This is a genomic window from Aquimarina sp. Aq78 (genome assembly GCF_900299525.1).
In the GTDB taxonomy this organism is placed as follows: domain Bacteria; phylum Bacteroidota; class Bacteroidia; order Flavobacteriales; family Flavobacteriaceae; genus Aquimarina.
The window spans coordinates 163,790-180,992 of sequence record NZ_OMKA01000024.1; the positions used below are offsets into that span (position 1 = coordinate 163,790).

The following is a 17,203-nucleotide window of genomic DNA, read 5'->3' on the forward strand; positions in this document are numbered from 1 at the left end:
TAGTGAAACCTTGTTTTGAAAAGTGGTATAAAACAGCGTATTCAAAATAACGGGTTGAACTAATCCCGATGTATATCGGGATCCAATTAGTTTTGTACAATAATTATGACCTTGTTTTGAAAAGCTGTATAAAACAATGTATTCAAAATAGTGGTGAGTTAAATTCATCTGTAATAGTTTCTCTAATTAGAATAAGCATCTACCAGATGAATACACTCTACAGCTTCTTTAACATCATGTACTCTTAAAATAGAGGCTCCATTAAGTAAAGCTATAGTATTAAGAGATGTAGTGCCATTTAATGCTTCTTGCGGAGTGTTATTTAATGTTTTGTATATCATTGATTTTCGAGAGATCCCAGCCAGTATAGGTAAATTATGTGCTTCTAAGAGTTTTAGACTTTTTAAAAGATCAAAATTCTGATGTATATCTTTAGCAAACCCAAATCCAGGATCAATGATAATATCATTTACACCATGTTTTCTAGCTTCTGCAATTTTTTCTGCAAAATAAATGTTCATTTCATGAATTAGGTTATCATAATGATTTAATGATTTCATGGTTTGCGGAGTTCCTTTCATGTGCATCATAATGTATGGAACTCTCAATTTTCCTGCCGTTGAGATCATATTTTTATCTAAATTTCCGGCAGAGATATCATTAATTAATGCGGCTCCAGCTTCAATACATAGTTTTGCAATTTCACTTCTAAATGTATCAATAGATATCAGGATTTCAGGAAATTTATTAACCAATAATGATACTATAGGCAGGATTCTTTTTTTCTCTTCTTCGATGGCAATATGATCTGCTTCTGGTCTTGAGGAGTAAGCACCTAAATCAATAAAAGTAGCACCTTCAATGAGCATTTGCTCTGTCTGTTTTAATATCTCGTTTTCATTTTTATAATTTCCCCCATCATAAAAGGAATCAGGAGTCAGGTTAAGGATACCCATTACTTTTGGTGCAGATATATCTATTAATGAGCCTTTACAGTTGATTGTCATTTTTGAGATTTCATTTGTTTGTGGTTGTTGTTTTCAGAGGTAAGCCGATATTTTGGTTAGAATTTATAAAATTGTGATGTCACATTTTGTGTTTTTTATTTTTAAACTTTAGATATGATTTTTTTAATTCCCATATTAAAGCGAAATTTACGCAAAATTCAACAGTTTTATGCAAGATACATCCACACAATATGATACAATAATTAATAATTGTCGAGATCTTTTTAATCAAAAGATGATAGATTATGGCAGTGCGTGGAGAATTCTAAGATTACCATCGTTAACCGATCAAATTTTTATTAAAGCACAACGAATCAGAAGTCTTCAGGAAAATGAAGTGCGTAAGATAAATGAAGGTGAAATTCCCGAATTTATAGGGATTATTAACTATTGCTTAATGGCGTTGATACAATTAGAAAAAGGAGTTGCAGAACAACCCGATTTATCGCCAGAAGATGCAGTCGCTTTGTATGATAAGCATATTGGAATTACCAAAGAATTGATGATGAATAAAAATCATGATTATGGAGAGGCCTGGCGTGATTTAAGGGTGAGTTCTCTTACAGATCTTATTATTCAGAAATTACTTAGAGTAAAACAGATAGAGGATAACAAAGGAAAAACGTTGGTAAGCGAGGGTATCGATGCAAATTATCAGGATATGATCAATTATGCAGTGTTTGCTATGATTCATTTAGGTGAAGCAGGTAATTAGACATATAAAATACTGTTAAACTAAAAGGAACAAGAATTAATCATATTATCTTGTGCAAATTATACTAAAATATTATAGTCAAAATATGAAGAACAGGTAATCAAAATAGTTGTTACATTGATTCTATATTGACTTTTTGAAAAAATAAATATATACGTAGATGAAAATATTGGTTTCTTTCTCAAGAATATTTGTAGCAGCACTTTTTCTGTTTTCTGGGTTTATAAAACTTAACGACCCTGTAGGATTTTCATATAAGCTTCAGGAGTACTTTGGAGAAGGTGTACTTAACTTAGAATTTTTAATTCCCTTTGCATTATTAATTGCGATTTTTTTGGTGATTTTTGAAATCGTATTAGGTATTACATTGTTATTAGGATACTTGCCAAAGTTTACAGTATGGTCATTGTTATTGATGATTGCCTTTTTTACGTTTCTTACTTTTTATTCGGCGTATTTTAATAAAGTTACAGATTGCGGGTGTTTTGGTGATGCATTACCCTTAACTCCTTGGGAATCATTTACCAAAGATGTGATTTTACTAGTTTTAATATTGATATTGTTCTTTGGAAGAAAATATATAACACCGCTTAAACCTTTTGCAACGCATAAATGGATTGTTTTTGCAACTTTTACTGCTTGTTTGGGCTTTGCATATTATGTTTTAATGCATTTACCAGCTTTTGATTTTAGAGCATATAAAGAGGGAGTTAATATCCAGGAAGGGATGGAGGTTCCAGAAGGAGCTCCAAAAGCAGAGTTTGCTTATCACTGGAAATTTGATGTTAACGGAGAGGAGAAAATTATTACTACTAGTGGAGATTACCCCAAAGTAGAAGGTAAATTTATCGAAGTTGAAACCAAGACAGTAGATGAAGGATATGAACCCCCGATTCATGACTTTGCAATAGAAAAAAATGATACGGATTATACAGCAGAATTTCTCGAAAAAGAAAATCTGATATTGATTGTAGCGTATAACTTGTCTAAAAGTGAAGCAGAAGGATTTTATGCAATTAAAGAAATCACCAATAAAGCTATATCTCAAGGATATGATGTAATTGGTCTTACAGCTTCTACACCAAAAGACATAGCACAGGTACAACAACAATATAACCTTGATTTTGATTTTTATACAACCGATGAGACAGCATTAAAAACGATATTGCGATCTAATCCGGGGATTGTAAAACTTAAAAAAGGGACTATAGTAAAAAAGTTACACTGGAATGATGCAGAAAAACTTAACCTGGAAACGGTAGAGCCTTCAAAACCTAAAATTAATGTAATACTAAAAGCACAGTTGGATAGTATTATGAAGTTGGATCAGGAAGGAAGAAGTTCTGGAGAAATTTCCTGGGAAGAACAAAAAATAGTAGATAGTACCAATACAATATTTGTAGAAGAAGTTTTTAAAAAGCATGGTTATCCGGGTAAAACTCTGGTTGGTGAAGAGACAAATATAGCTGCATGGTTGGTAATTCAACATTCAGATAAGATTGGAGAGTATTTACCTCTTATAAAAGAAGCCGGACAAAAAGGTGAACTGGACATGGCATCGGTTGCAATGATGGAAGATCGATATCTAATGCAACAAGAGTTAGAACAGGTTTATGGTACACAAGGGATGACTTTGAATTCAAATAGCAAAAAACCAATTCGATTAATATGGCCGATTAAAGATGCAGAATCTGTAAATAAAAGAAGAAAAGAAGTTGGTTTTACAGAAACAATAGAAGAATACAGCGAACGTCTTTTTGGTGTTCCTTACAAAACATATACACTAGAAGAAGTAAAAAAAATTAAAGAAAACTCGAATCAATAATGGGCAGTTATCTCATTAGTAAAATAGGATATGCTTTGCTTACTTTATTGGGAGTGGTGACTGTTATTTTTTTATTGTTTACAATTCTTCCTGGTGACCCTGCTCAGATGATGCTCGGGCAAAATGAGACCGAAGAGCAATTAAAAAATGTGAGAAAGAAATATGGTTTTGATAAACCATTATCAATGCAATATCTATATTATATCAATGATCTTTCTCCTATATCATTTCATAGTACAAACCCTGACGATTTTTCATATTTTGAGACTAAAAAGCATAAAGGAAATCAATTATTTAAAACAGGAGATGTTGTTACGATACTTAAGTTTCCATATTTAAGAGAATCATTGCAAAAGAATGGTAAAAAGGTAAGTGAAGTAATTAAAGAAACGTTGCCCAATACAGGGATTCTTGCTGTTTTTGCGATATGCATTGCGATAGTTATAGGGATTTTATTAGGAGTTATAAGTGCTATGACCAAAGATCAATGGCCAGATAAGTTGATTCAATTATTGAGTACTTTAGGAATGAGTGTTCCTTCTTTTTTTAGTTCAATTATTTTTGCCTGGTTGTTTGGATATGTATTACAAGAATTTACCAATTTAAATATGACCGGTAGTTTATATGAAGTAGATGATTTTGGTGAAGGGAGTTATATTCAGTGGAAAAACTTAATTCTCCCTGCAGTTGTATTAGGAATACGACCACTTGCAGTTGTGTCCCAGCTAATGCGTAATTCATTGCTAGAGGTGATGGGGCAAGATTATATTCGTACGGCAAAGGCAAAAGGACTTTCGATGTTTCAGGTGATAAGAAAACATGCTTTAAAAAATTCATTAAACCCAGTTGTTACTGCAATTTCAGGTTGGTTTGCATCTATGCTCGCCGGAGCTGTATTTGTAGAATATATATTTGGATGGAACGGATTAGGTAAAGAGATTGTAAACGCCTTAAACACGTCGGATCTTCCCGTAATAATGGGAGCCGTGTTAGTGATAGCAACTATGTTTATACTAATCAATATATTTGTCGATATTATCTATGGATGGCTTGACCCGAGAATTAGGATTTGAGTTATTAATAATTACTAGTAATATATAACCACACTATTAACCAAAAACGTAAATTTTAAATTAATGAGAAAAAAAATTGTAGCCGGAAACTGGAAGATGAATAAGAATCTGGCAGAAACCAAGACATTGCTATCTGAGTTAAAAACCAAACTTAAAGCATCGTCTGAAGCAGAAATTATTGTAGCACCTACATTTACAAACTTGTATAGTGCAACTGAAGTTTTAAAACCCTCTGGGATTACTGTTGCTGCACAAAATATGCATGAAGCAGAAAATGGTGCATATACAGGAGAAATTTCTGCAGATATGCTTAAAAGTATTGGAGTAGAGACTGTAATTTTGGGACATAGTGAGCGTAGAGCTTATTTTGGAGAGACAGATCAATTATTAGCTAAAAAAGTTAATACTGCATTACAACATGAAATGACTATAATTTTCTGTTTTGGAGAAGAATTACAAGATCGAAAAAGTGATAATCATTTCTCTGTTGTAGAACAGCAATTAAAAAACGGTCTTTTTCATATAAATAAAGCAGACTGGAAAAATGTAGTCCTTGCGTATGAACCCGTTTGGGCAATAGGAACCGGAGAAACGGCATCTCCAGAGCAAGCTCAAGAAATGCATGCGTTTATTAGAAAAACTATAGCTAATGCTTTTGATCAGGAAATTGCTGATGAGGTTTCTATCTTATATGGCGGAAGTGTAAAACCTAATAATGCTCAGGAAATTTTTGCAAAAATGGATGTAGATGGAGGGTTAATAGGAGGCGCTTCATTAGATGCAGAAAATTTTACTGCAATAGTAAACGCTATTTAAGAATTAACAGAATATATAAAAGCATCCCAAGACAAGATGGGGTGCTTTTTTATTAAGACTTACTTTGGTACCAGCATTATGGTAAAAGAGTAACTTTGCAAAATAATAAAAGATCAGTATGTCAAATACAAAATACATTGGGTATTATTTTAAAGTTTCACCATTACAACCAGCTACAGAAATATTAATCGCAGAGTTAGGGTATGTTGGATTCGAAAGCTTTGTAGAAACCGAAAACGGAGTTAACGCTTTTATTCAGAGTACAGAGTGGGATGAAAATATTTTGGAAGGTATTTATGTATTAAATTCTGGAGAGTTTGATATACAATATACTATTGAAGAAATAGAGCAAATAAACTGGAACAAAGAATGGGAAAAGAATTTTAACCCTATTGTAGTTGATGATATTTGTAGTGTAAGAGCACCATTTCATGAAAAACCAAATACAAAATATGATATTATTATAGAACCCAAAATGTCTTTTGGTACGGGACATCATGAGACTACACACATGATGATCCAACATATTTTGAAAACAGATCTAAACGATAAAACAGTATTGGATATGGGTTGTGGTACTGGGGTCTTGGCAATTCTTGCTAAAATGAGAGGAGCTGGATCAACAGATGCTATTGATATTGATAATTGGTGTTATTTAAATACCATAGAAAATGTAGAGCGTAATAATTGTGAAGGTATAACTGCATATGAGGGTGATGCCTCACTTTTGTCGGGAAAAAGCTACGATGTTATTATCGCTAATATTAATCGTAATATACTACTAAATGATATTCAACAGTATGTAGAATGCTTAAATCCTAATGGCAAATTATTTTTGAGTGGATTTTATAAAGAAGATTTAAATATAATTACAGAAGAATGTAAAAAGAATCATCTTGATTTTATAGAAAACATCGATAGAAATAATTGGATAGCAGCATCTTATGAGTTAAAATAATCTTTTTATTAATGCATATAATACTCTAAGTTATTATATTTGCATAAAACAATTACCCCCTTATGAGTACCCAAGAGAAAGTTTTAGAAGAAGTTTTAGAAAAATCTGTTGATCAAAGCAATAGTGAGATTGTTTTGTATAATGATGATGTTAATACATTTGATCATGTTATAGAAACTCTGATTTATACTTGTGAACATACACCAGTGCAGGCAGAGCAATGTGCTATGTTAGTTCATTATAAGGGGAAATGTACTGTAAAAACAGGTGTTTATGAAGAATTGGTACCAAGGTGTTCTAAATTATTAGATGCAGGCCTTAGTGCAGAGATTGTGTGACCGAATGTAGATAAAAATTTGCACCATTTATAAGATTATAAGTCCATATCATGGACTTTTTTTATGCCTCAAATTATGTTTTAAGAATGGATTAAGTACTAATGTTGTTTTATATATGTATGTTTTTTTAATTTTTGTTAAATATTTAAAATATTGATTTCTGAAACCTAAACTTTATGATATGTGGGAAAAAACTTTCAACGCCTTGCATTTCTTATACCTAATTAAGTTTTCTTTAACATCCTTAGTAATCTCTTGTTTTAACACTTTATTCACATATTGATTGGATATGAGAATTGTGCATTTTATCGATTTTTTTTGTTATTTTAAAATTGTCTTTTTTGCATTTTCTTTAGAAGAATCTTACGGTTTTACCGTATTTGTAATAAATAGTTTAAAAAATTAACCAATTTTTACAAAAAAATATCATATCTTCAAATCGCAAAAATTTAGAAAAGTTCAAAGCTTTCTACATAATTGTATTTAAAATAGAGCTTAACTACTCTATTTTTAGTTTTAATAACTACACAAATTCAACTTAATTAAAATGAAAAAAATCAAAGTATTAGCGCTTTGCGCTATCGTTGCAGGATTTACTACATCTTGTGAAAAAAAAGAAGTTTCTAACGAAACACAACCAGAAGCTGTTACAGAACAACTTTCAAAAGCTCATATTCAGGCATTACATGATGCAGGAGTTAACGATTTTGGAGCAGAGTACGTAACGGTAAAGCATCCTGACGGATCAGTAGAAGAAGCTATACAATCTAGCGATCTTATTTTAGCAATCAATAAACTGGCAGAACAAAAACTGGCAGAAATAGAAAATGGGAATAAGCAATACAGAACAAATAACCTTGTGTCTAGTGGTAATAGAAATATTAGTATTATAGGATATACAGGATCTGGATATGCTTTAACCAGTAAAATGCGTACAGGACTTCAGTGGGCTGTTAACAATTATAATGCATTAAATAATACGCTAAGTTTCAGTCTATCTTTTGCTGCATCTACCAGTGCTGATATGGTAGTATATAATAATGGTTCTTCGGGTGCAGGAGGATCTGCAGGTTTTCCTAGTGGAGGAAGACCATATAAGTGGATTCAAATTAATGCAGGTAGTAACAGTTTAAGTAATAATGCTATGGAGCATTTAATGGGTCATGAAATGGGACACTGTTTAGGATTCAGACATACTGATTATGCTCGAAGAAGATGTGATAATAGTAATGAAGGATCTGCTGGTATAGGAGCTATCCATATTCCAGGAACTCCTACTGCTAATCAGTGGGGACAAAGTGGTTTAGATACAGATTCTATTATGATCTCTTGTTTTGATGGTAGTGAAGATGGAGAGTTTAGTACTAGAGATAGAACTGCTTTAAACTACCTGTACTAAGAATTAGTTATAGATAAGCTTTGAACTTTTTATAAAAGCCATCCTGTTAACTAGGGATGGCTTTTTCATTTTATATTATTTTTTTTAGAAATATTTAGAAATAGAAATTCTAAAAAAACTATCTTCTCTAAAATTCGATAAGATCAATTCATTATCATCAATTTCATTAAAAATACGGGCTTCAATTGCTGCAGTCCAGCTATTACCAAAACGCCTTGAAGCTTCGAGACTAAAAATTGTAGTGCTAGATTCTAGATCAGCAATTCCTCCAATTAATATTGATGTATCCTGGGTGTCATTAAAAGCAATACGGCTTCCAAAGAATACATCATTTTGCAATGCATTTAGTGTCAATTCGTCTCGTTCATCATACAAATACTCACCCAAAAGACCTATATCAAGTCCGTTTCCATCGATATTAGAGAATGTGTATTCGAGACCAGCTACCATAGCAAAGAAATCCTGGGCATCTGCATTGCGATAAATAGATTCTAGTTTCCATAAAAAAGCATCATGGGTAATTTGCAAATCCAGACCGGTTTGATGTATTACAGGATAAAAGGCATTGATATTTCCTGTGGCATTAAATACAAAAAGAGGCTCTCTACCGGTTCCGTAAAAATGAGAGATGCCAATATCAAGAATATCAAAATAGTGTTTCCAGCGAAAAGCAACATCTTGTCTCCATTCTTCTGCACTACTTTCATATCCCAGGTCATTTTTATCAATTACTACAGGGAACCGCAATCTTCCTTTTTTGCCAGAGAAGGTACGTTTACGATGATAGGGGAGATAAAAGAAATCAAAAGTTCCAAATTTTTCAGTAATCCATGTAAACTGGGCCATAGGCTGACCTAATTTTTCTTCACCGTCAAAAGTCTCAACAGCATCGGTTTGATTAATGATATCCACCAGGTGATTACTTTCGGCTACGCCCCAATAGACCTTTTTAAGTCCGAGGTTAAATTCCCAGTTTTTTTTAGCTTTTTGATAGTATAGTTCACGTATATCCCAATGTGTTCGCTCATTATCAACGTCTAGTCTAAAAAAACCTTTAAAGTTAATACTTTCATATCCGGCATTCCATTCGGCTTTATATTCTGGTCGTATTGCCAGAGAAGGAAAATGATCTTCCTGATCTTCAAAAAGAGCATTATCATAGAAATAGCGATATTCTCCTTCTAATTCTAACTCAAAATCATGATTTACCTTTTTAGGTTTTTCGTTTTGAGCATATATTGTATTACTCATGCATAATAGCAGAATCATACAATAGATAAATTTAATCTTCATGTATTAGTTTTTTTATTTCCTGATCTTTAACCAGACCAAGAACTGTGATCAATACTCCAATAAGGATGATAAAAAGTAAAGCAATAAAAAACGGGTTTTGATACACGTAATACAATCCAATTGAGCAAAGGCTAAAAAAGATTCGTATTACTATGGTCCATTTATATATTTTTTGAACCTGATACTTATAAATAAGAATCATCAAAAACCCAAATCCTAAAAAAATCATTCCCAATAAATTTGCAAGTTCGGATGGGTATGTGGTATTACTTTGCATAAGGGAAAACACAAGGCCAGGTCGTGATAACAATAAAAATCCAGTAACCAAAAGAATTACTATAGGATATAACAAACTGAGCCTTGTGTATTTCATTTATTTAGATTTATCGCCCTGCCCGTTTAAGAGCAACTTGCGTAAAATCTTCATCGGCAAGTGCTGCCTCAAAATTATAGTCACTAAATTTTAATACGGTTTCTTTATTACTTTGGTGATTTACCATATGAAGGGTTAATGCTCTCCAGAATTTTCCTTTATATAATTTATAATCACTGTAATTAAGTGTTTTTAGCAGTGAATTTTTGCGATCGTAGAATTCAACCTTTTCTATTCGATATCTTTTATCTTTATTGTAAGTAACAATTCTTCTTGTGTAACCAGATTTTGGATCAACGGGATCTTGTTCTACCATCAATAAATTTCCTTTTTCTTCCAGAAATTTATAACCGTATTTTTCTACTTCTTGCGAAGAAAGATCCTCGTATGCAAACTCACTACCTACAAAAGGGCCGGATTTATTATTAGAAGATATTCTTTTTACTCTTTTGATTGAAGGTAAGAAAAGCCATTGGTCATCTGCTCCAATTTTATGAGTAAAAGTTAATGTCGAGGTTCCTTTCACGTCTTTTGGACTATTAAAAACAATCAGTGATTTATCTCCGTCTGTTGTTTGTTCTAAAGTTCTGGTGATTAATAACCGTTCACTGGTTTGCCCATTTTTATTTTTCAGGGTCATTTTTAGATTTACAATAGAGCTATTAAAACCTTGATCTGCCTGATCTGCTGCTTTAGCAATTTGTAAACCTCGTTCTTCTGCATTTTGTGCTGTTATAGTTGCGATACTTAGTACTGCAAGTCCAGCTAAAATTAATGTTCTCATATGAATAGATTCTTTGTTGTTTTTATTTATTATTTATCAAGTTGCATTTGTGGTTCTAATTCTTTCACTGGTGTTTCTGATATAACCTTATCTTTTTTACTAATAAGAATTAGTAGTGAAGGAAGTAGTATAAAGTCGATAATTAAGGCCGACAGGATGATGATAACTGTAATTCTTGCCATATAGCTATTTAAAGCGAATGATGAGGTGGATAGTACAGCAAATCCTGCCAGAAGTACAATTGTAGTAGTTACCAATGCTTTTCCAACGGTTTCAAAAGCATAGATAACAGCCTGTTTGGCGTCATAACCTAACTCTCTGCGAGCTCTTAAGAACTTACTCATAAAATGTACAGTATCATCTACTATTATTCCTAAAGTCATTCCGAAAACGATAACCATTCCTGTGTTAATCTGAGCTTTGTACATTGCCCAAAATCCAAATCCAATAAAAACCGGAGTGACATTGGGAATGATACTTAGAAGTCCAAGTTTAAAGTTTCTTAGAGCAAACATTAATACTAGAGAGATCAATATTAGTGCTATTATGTTTCCTTTAAGCATGCTATCGGCTTGTCTAAAACCTAGTTTAGAAAACATTAGGGTAGGACTTACTCCAATAGTATGCATAGGTTTTGGGGTATTATCCTGTAACCATGTTTCGGCTCTTTTTGAAAAAGCAATCATCTCGGCACTAGAGATATTCTGTAATGTTATAGTAACCCTGCTTTCAGATTTATCTACATTAATTTGATTGTTGAGGTCTAACCCGAAGGGTAAAGAAAGTTCATACAACAGTAAATACTGTGCTGCTTCTTCACGATTATTAGGAACCTTATAATAAGATTCATTATCTCCATGCATTGACCGGTTTACTCTTCTGGCAACTTCACTAAATGCATTTACGTGAATCACTTCGGGTTGCTCATTAAGCCAATCTTCAAAATCATTTAATTTCTTTAGATACTCAGGATTATTGATTCCTCCGCTTTCTCCACTTCCAACAGAAAATTCAACATTATAAATTCCTGTTAAGTTTTTACTTATATAATCAGTATCACTTCTAAATTGTACTGTTTCATCAAAATAGTTAATGAACTCATCATTAAACCGATTTTTTGTAGCCATAAATGTGAAGGCACCAATTACTACTAAAGAGATTATCGCGAGTTTTGTAGGTTGTTTTGCCACAAAAACCCCGAGATTAGTATACCAGCTTGATTTTTCTATAGGAGTATCTTTCTTTTCTTTGACCTTTACAGGTAGAACTGCCATAAGTGCTGGTAATGCTGTAGTAGAATAGAAAAAAGCCATTGTCATCCCAAAAGCAGTAATGTTTCCTAAATCCCAAAAAGGAGGTACATCTCCAAAATTCATAGTTAAAAAACCTATAACAGTGGTTAAACTAGTGATGAAAACCGGCATGAAATTAAGACGCATAGATTCGACAAGAGCATCCTTTTTTGTATAACCATCTTTACGCATTTTTTGAAGCATCGTAATCAGGATATGAATACTGTCTGCCACAGCTAATGTTAATATCATTGTTGGAAAAACAGAAGACGGCGGAGTAAGTTTAATCCCCATAATCCCAACAAAGCCAATTGCACTCATAATAGAGAATAGTACAACAATTAGAGTAGCTAGAGTGCTAAAAAAGTTTCTGGTAAGAATTAGTGTGGTTAAGATTACAATAACCAACATGATCAGGGTTAACATCATATCTCTCATTGAAGATTCGAAGAATGCTGTATTAAGAGGTACCAATCCCGATGAGTGTATCTGAAAATTCGGATACTTTTCTTGAAAATCAGAAATTGATTTTCTAACAAAAGCAGTCACTTCTGGTATCTCCTTGGCACTATCTTTTCCTGGCAGTCGTACAGTTACATTAATTGCAGTAACACTTCCTTTTTCATTAAGCAGACGATTTACCAAAAGAGGTTCTTTTAGCGCTTTTTCTTTAATCGCTTTAATTTCTGAATCGGTTTTAGAAGCGGATTCATAAGATAGATCATCTACATATAGATCATCACCTTGGGCACTTGTATGCTGAAAATTTGTTACCGCATCTACACGAGAAGAATAGGGAGTATTCCAGGCTTCAGCAGTAAGTTCTTCAATAGCAATTAAATTCTCTTTGGTAAATATATCACCATTAGAGGGGGAGAGCACTATAACAATATTGTCATCTTTAGTGTATTTATCCTGCAGGGCGTCAAAAGCTTCAAGTTCTGGGTTAGATTCACTGAAAAATACGTGATAATCACCATCAAATTCCATATTACCCTGCGAACCAAGCCCCATCGCAATGACTAATGTGGTAATTAATACGGGCCATTTGAATTTGATTACAAATTCTGCCCATTTTTTTGCAAACGCATTAGTAGCGTTACTTGCTTTTTTTAGTGCATTCATATAATTATTAGTTGTTAGTTGACCAGTCGACTTGTAATGTAATACAAGTTGATATGATACAGATTATTATGAGTTTTTATGTTTAGACGATTTGGATATCGATATTAGGACATGGTCTTTGATAAAAAATTTAAAAATATTGATATTTTATAATTGACCAGTCGACTATTATTTGTTTTTGATTTACTAAATTATGGTTTTACATCATACTTTAAGATTATTTAAATGTTAATAATTGACCGGTCGTCTATATGTAATTCAAAAAAAAATTACTTTAAGAACAACTGCCTGGTCATATTCATTACATTATCCATTGGATAAGCACTTTGAGTTTCTTTCATACTTGTCATTGCTCCTTTACCGGCATCTTCAATAAATTCTACCATGTTTATTACATCAATCGAGGAATCTATTTCTCCTTGTTTTTGAGCTTCTAAAGCAACTTTAATAATTTCTGCTTTTATTGTATCATGTTTTTCTAAGACAGCCTCTCGTATGTTTTCATTATGTTCGGCCATTTCATTACTTAGATTACAGGCCATACATCCATTCTTGCATTCTAATTCTTTTTTTACTACTTCAATTCTATATTCGTAAAAATTGATCAGACGCTGTTTTGCAGAAAATGATTTGTCACGTAAAATCACTAGAGCAGGAGTAACCTGCGTTGTAAAATACTTGTCCAAAGCCTTAATTACAAAATCTTCCTTACTGTCAAAATAAAAATAAAAAGAGCCTTTAGGAACATCAGCAGCCTTTACAATGTCATTTACACTAGTGCCATTATAACCTTTAGACCAAATGATTTCCATCCCTTTCTCTAGAAGGGAATCAGCTTTGATCTCATGTTTTACGGTTTTAGACATTATTTTCATTTTGGGACGACAAAAATATGACCAGTCGTCTATTAAAGCAAGTTTTTCACTGTTAAAGTTTTCCTTATTAGGATTAAATACTTGGTTGTGAGTATGTTAATTTGGTTGAGTGTTAAATGTACACTCAGAAATACTTTTACCGTGTAATATGCAATTAATATTGCACATTCGTACTGTTTGCTATTACAATTTATGAAATAGTATTGATATTTTTATCAAATCCTAATATACTCATCTCTAATAGAGGATAGAAGACAAATGAAAATATGACTAACCATTCTGTAATTAGCGATCTCTAATAGGTAACATATTAGAAGTATCCACAGGAAAACTATCGTATTTGTTGTAAAGTTTTAAATACTTTTCTGGGTCAATAGTGTCTTCGTTAAGAGTTTCATATAATCCTCTAAAAAAACCTTCTCTTTTCTGTGAAGGATTAAAAAGCAGGGTAAGTCGAACTTCTTCATCGGTATCGTTCTGGAACCCGTGTGGAGTAAATCGCGGAGCATAGGCTACTGTACCTGGCTCAATAAGATGTTTATCACCTTTGGTTCCTGTAAAAAGAGTAAGTGTTCCTTTGTTTACAATAAAAGTTTCATCCATAAACCTATGATAATGTAGCTTGGCGCCAATGGCCCTAGGTGCTAAAACTATTTGATAAACTCCTAGTTGATTATTAGATAATTCACTAGTTAGTTTAAAGGTGAAAGAAATGCCATTCATAGTGAATGTTTCTCCTTCATTAGGCAGGATTAATACTTCTTTATTTTCTAAAGTGTCATTAAAAAAATCTTCTTTCATTGTATTTTAGTTTTTAAAAATGGTTTCTATTTGTTTATGGATGTTGATTATATTATTCTGTAGAATATTTGTTTCACTAGTTCCTTCGAGCGAAAAAGTATTTTTCACAACTATACCTATATGATGTAGTATTGCTTTTAGATAGGGTTCTTGAAAATCATAGGCCTCCATTGGAGTACCAGTATAAGTGCCTCCTTTTACCAGTGCGAGGTAAGCATTTTTATTTCTTAATAACCCGTAATAAGAACCATCTTCGCGTATGCCAAAAGTGTGATTTATTCTAACAACATGATCGATATATGCTTTTAGGTTAGAGGGAATATTCAAGTTGTATAATGGACTGCTTATCAATATTTCATCAGCATCACTTAATTCTTTGATTAGTTCATCTGATAGAGCTGTAGATTGTAAGGTTTCCTCAGACATACATTCTTTTGGAGTATAAAACCCTTCAATTGTTGTATTGTGTATGTGCGGAATAACAGAAGTTACAAGATCTCTATAAATAACCTTGCCAGATGGATATAATACTTTCCATTTTGCTTCCAGATAATCTGCCAATTTTCTCGAGTGAGATCCTTGTGTTCTAGAGCTTGTATCAATTCTTAATAATGTTTTCATAGTATATAAATTTGTCATTTACCTGTATGACAAATTGCAATATGAAAACGTGACGTTAACTTATTCTTTTTGCAATATTTTTGAGTTTTTCAGGATCAACTATAGAGCTGATTTCATATATTTTTTGATCTTGATTAATTGAGAAGACTTGACAAGATGATAATATATCATTATCAAAATACGCTATTGCAGGTTGGTGATTAATTTTAATATGTTTAATGCTTTGTTGGGATTGAAATTTATCAAAAACTTTAAAAATGAGCTCAATACAGTTCTGTTTTCCAATAGTCAGATTTCTAAGAACTTTAACTTTGTCACCACCATCAGCTACCATTGTGATATCATTGGTAAAAAGTTGTTCTAACTTTCTCATATCCTTTTCCCGTATTGCAGTACTGTACTTGTTAAGATATTCTTCTGTTTTTTTATTTTTAAAGATCAGATTCGTTTGACTGGGGTTTTTTAATTTAATTTTGGCCCGACTCAATAATTTTCTGGAGCTCTCAGGAGTACTAGAAAGGACTTCAGCAATATCATTATGAGAATAATTAAAAGCTTCTTTCAGTACAAAAACAGCTCTTTCTTTTATAGTTAACTGATCTAATAAAATTAATAATGAGTATGAAACAATATCTTTTAGGTATAAATCATTATCAGCAGTATCTGTAGCAATGGGTTCTGGAAGAGAAATTATTTCTGAAACAAATTTTTTCTGTCGATTTTTTTTATTGATCGAAGTATTAATAACCGATTTGATCAAGTATGCTTTAGGGTTGTCTATATTTTTGTTTTGAAGTGAAATAAAGGTGTTTAAAGTATCCTGAATAGCATCTTTTGCATCATCGGTAGATCCAAGAATATTATAGGCAAATGGAAATAAAAATTCCTGATATGTGTTGAAATCAAACATTGGTTTTTTAATGTATGAATAAATATGTTTCTTTAGTATATAAATACAATTATTATATATGACACATAAGCGACCAAAAATGTGACAGAAAAGGGTAATACTTTTATTTTTTGGTAAAATTTATATGCCATCAGTATTTGGTAGCTATGATGGTTTACAATTATTATAATACTATGATTATTAAAAGCGAACTTGCTGATTTATCCTTACAACACTTGATAAAAGAGTATTATTACTTTTCAAAAAAAATGGATAAAACGGTAAAGTATGTACCTGTGATCGATGATTGTTGTTATGATTTTGTTTTCTTTAAAGAATGTAATAGCGTGTTAACGTATGGAGAGAAACAGTCTTTTTTTTATATTCCTTTTAAGGTATTTACTATTCATGATCTTTCTCCTCCTTATACGTTAAAATTTGAAACATCACTTACTTTTTTTACAATTAAAGTACAACCATGGGCAAATGCACATTTTTTCTCTCACTTAGAGACTTCTGGGGTTATTGATTTAAGTTTGAAAAAGATGGGAATACTAGAAATACATGAACAACTTTTTAAAGATATATTGATAAGTGATAGGTGTATGATAGCAGATGATTTTATAAAAGAACAAAACCTTATCCTAAGCTCTTCTGCCCTTTTTGTAAAAGATATTTGTGAGTATATCTATAGTGTAAAAGGAATGACATCGGTAAATCTATTGAGTGAAAAGTATAAAAAAACCCGCCAATATCTAAATAGAATCTTTAAACAAGAAGTTCTTTATAGTCTGAAGAAGTTTATCATTACTGTACGGATTATGGATTTGGTTAAATTTAGAATTAAGAACAAACATATCTCTATGACAGAATTATGTTATACATATGATTATTTTGATCAATCACATTTTAATCGAGATTTTAAGAAAGTATGTGGCGTAACACCAATGCAATTCTTTAATGACCTACCAGAATTTTTATTCCGTCATTAGATGAGGTTCCATTTTTACAATTTTTAG

General features: G+C 32.1%; 17 protein-coding genes. 8 read left to right on the forward strand and 9 right to left on the reverse strand.

Annotation, left to right across the window (positions count from 1 at the left end; genetic code table 11):
- Positions 1 to 182: 182 nt before the first annotated feature.
- Positions 183 to 1,007, reverse strand: a complete 825-nt coding sequence (gene folP / locus DG435_RS15340; protein WP_106793080.1) for a dihydropteroate synthase — start codon at positions 1,005 to 1,007, stop codon at positions 183 to 185.
- A 169-nt stretch (positions 1,008 to 1,176) separates the two neighbouring features.
- Here folP and DG435_RS15345 point away from each other — a divergent pair, with 169 nt between their 5' ends.
- From DG435_RS15345 to DG435_RS15375, 7 genes are all read left to right on the forward strand, one after another.
- Complete coding sequence (locus DG435_RS15345; RefSeq protein WP_106793079.1) at positions 1,177 to 1,722, forward strand: DUF1599 domain-containing protein; 546 nt, start codon at positions 1,177 to 1,179, stop codon at positions 1,720 to 1,722.
- A gap of 160 nt (positions 1,723 to 1,882) precedes the next feature.
- Positions 1,883 to 3,547 (forward strand): BT_3928 family protein, encoded by a 1,665-nt coding sequence (locus DG435_RS15350; protein ID WP_106793078.1) that lies wholly within the window; start codon positions 1,883 to 1,885, stop codon positions 3,545 to 3,547.
- Positions 3,547 to 4,620, forward strand: a complete 1,074-nt coding sequence (locus tag DG435_RS15355) for an ABC transporter permease (RefSeq protein WP_106793077.1) — start codon at positions 3,547 to 3,549, stop codon at positions 4,618 to 4,620. Before DG435_RS15350 ends, DG435_RS15355 begins: the two co-directional genes overlap by 1 nt.
- A gap of 63 nt (positions 4,621 to 4,683) precedes the next feature.
- Entirely contained in the window at positions 4,684 to 5,436 is a 753-nt protein-coding gene (gene tpiA, locus DG435_RS15360) for a triose-phosphate isomerase (protein WP_106793076.1), read from the forward strand.
- Between the two features lie 118 nt (positions 5,437 to 5,554).
- Positions 5,555 to 6,394: a 50S ribosomal protein L11 methyltransferase gene (gene prmA / locus DG435_RS15365; protein WP_106793075.1), complete on the forward strand. Its 840-nt coding sequence runs from the start codon at positions 5,555 to 5,557 to the stop codon at positions 6,392 to 6,394.
- 62 nt (positions 6,395 to 6,456) lie between these two features.
- Positions 6,457 to 6,732 carry an ATP-dependent Clp protease adaptor ClpS gene (locus tag DG435_RS15370; RefSeq protein WP_024770828.1) on the forward strand — a complete coding sequence of 92 codons (276 nt, stop codon included), beginning with the start codon at positions 6,457 to 6,459 and terminating at the stop codon, positions 6,730 to 6,732.
- A 547-nt stretch (positions 6,733 to 7,279) separates the two neighbouring features.
- Positions 7,280 to 8,131 carry a M57 family metalloprotease gene (locus tag DG435_RS15375; protein ID WP_106793074.1) on the forward strand — a complete coding sequence of 284 codons (852 nt, stop codon included), beginning with the start codon at positions 7,280 to 7,282 and terminating at the stop codon, positions 8,129 to 8,131.
- Positions 8,132 to 8,215: 84 nt separating this feature from the next.
- Here the strand turns inward: DG435_RS15375 and DG435_RS15380 are convergent, their stop codons facing one another.
- The 8 genes from DG435_RS15380 to DG435_RS15415 form a co-directional block, all read right to left on the reverse strand.
- Positions 8,216 to 9,424, reverse strand: coding sequence for a hypothetical protein (locus tag DG435_RS15380; RefSeq protein WP_159025617.1), 1,209 nt, complete (start codon positions 9,422 to 9,424; stop codon positions 8,216 to 8,218).
- A complete protein-coding gene (locus tag DG435_RS15385) occupies positions 9,414 to 9,797 on the reverse strand; it encodes a hypothetical protein (protein ID WP_159025616.1) in 384 nt (127 codons plus the stop codon). Before DG435_RS15385 ends, DG435_RS15380 begins: the two co-directional genes overlap by 11 nt.
- Positions 9,798 to 9,807: 10 nt before the next feature.
- Positions 9,808 to 10,581 (reverse strand): outer membrane lipoprotein-sorting protein, encoded by a 774-nt coding sequence (locus tag DG435_RS15390; RefSeq protein WP_106793071.1) that lies wholly within the window; start codon positions 10,579 to 10,581, stop codon positions 9,808 to 9,810.
- Between the two features lie 29 nt (positions 10,582 to 10,610).
- Positions 10,611 to 12,998: an RND family transporter gene (locus DG435_RS15395; protein WP_106793070.1), complete on the reverse strand. Its 2,388-nt coding sequence runs from the start codon at positions 12,996 to 12,998 to the stop codon at positions 10,611 to 10,613.
- Positions 12,999 to 13,267: 269 nt separating this feature from the next.
- A complete protein-coding gene (locus DG435_RS15400; RefSeq protein WP_159025615.1) occupies positions 13,268 to 13,864 on the reverse strand; it encodes a TetR/AcrR family transcriptional regulator in 597 nt (198 codons plus the stop codon).
- A gap of 294 nt (positions 13,865 to 14,158) precedes the next feature.
- The gene (locus DG435_RS15405) at positions 14,159 to 14,674 is read right to left on the reverse strand and encodes a cupin domain-containing protein (RefSeq protein ID WP_106793068.1); all 516 of its coding nucleotides are present in this window, start codon (positions 14,672 to 14,674) and stop codon (positions 14,159 to 14,161) included.
- A gap of 6 nt (positions 14,675 to 14,680) precedes the next feature.
- Positions 14,681 to 15,295, reverse strand: a complete 615-nt coding sequence (locus DG435_RS15410; RefSeq protein ID WP_159025614.1) for an FMN-dependent NADH-azoreductase — start codon at positions 15,293 to 15,295, stop codon at positions 14,681 to 14,683.
- 55 nt (positions 15,296 to 15,350) lie between these two features.
- On the reverse strand, positions 15,351 to 16,205 hold the full coding sequence (locus DG435_RS15415; RefSeq protein WP_106793066.1) for a sigma factor-like helix-turn-helix DNA-binding protein: 855 nt from the start codon (positions 16,203 to 16,205) through the stop codon (positions 15,351 to 15,353).
- A 173-nt stretch (positions 16,206 to 16,378) separates the two neighbouring features.
- Between DG435_RS15415 and DG435_RS15420 the strand changes: the two genes are divergently transcribed.
- Positions 16,379 to 17,176 (forward strand): AraC family transcriptional regulator, encoded by a 798-nt coding sequence (locus DG435_RS15420; protein WP_159025613.1) that lies wholly within the window; start codon positions 16,379 to 16,381, stop codon positions 17,174 to 17,176.
- Positions 17,177 to 17,203 lie beyond the last annotated feature (27 nt).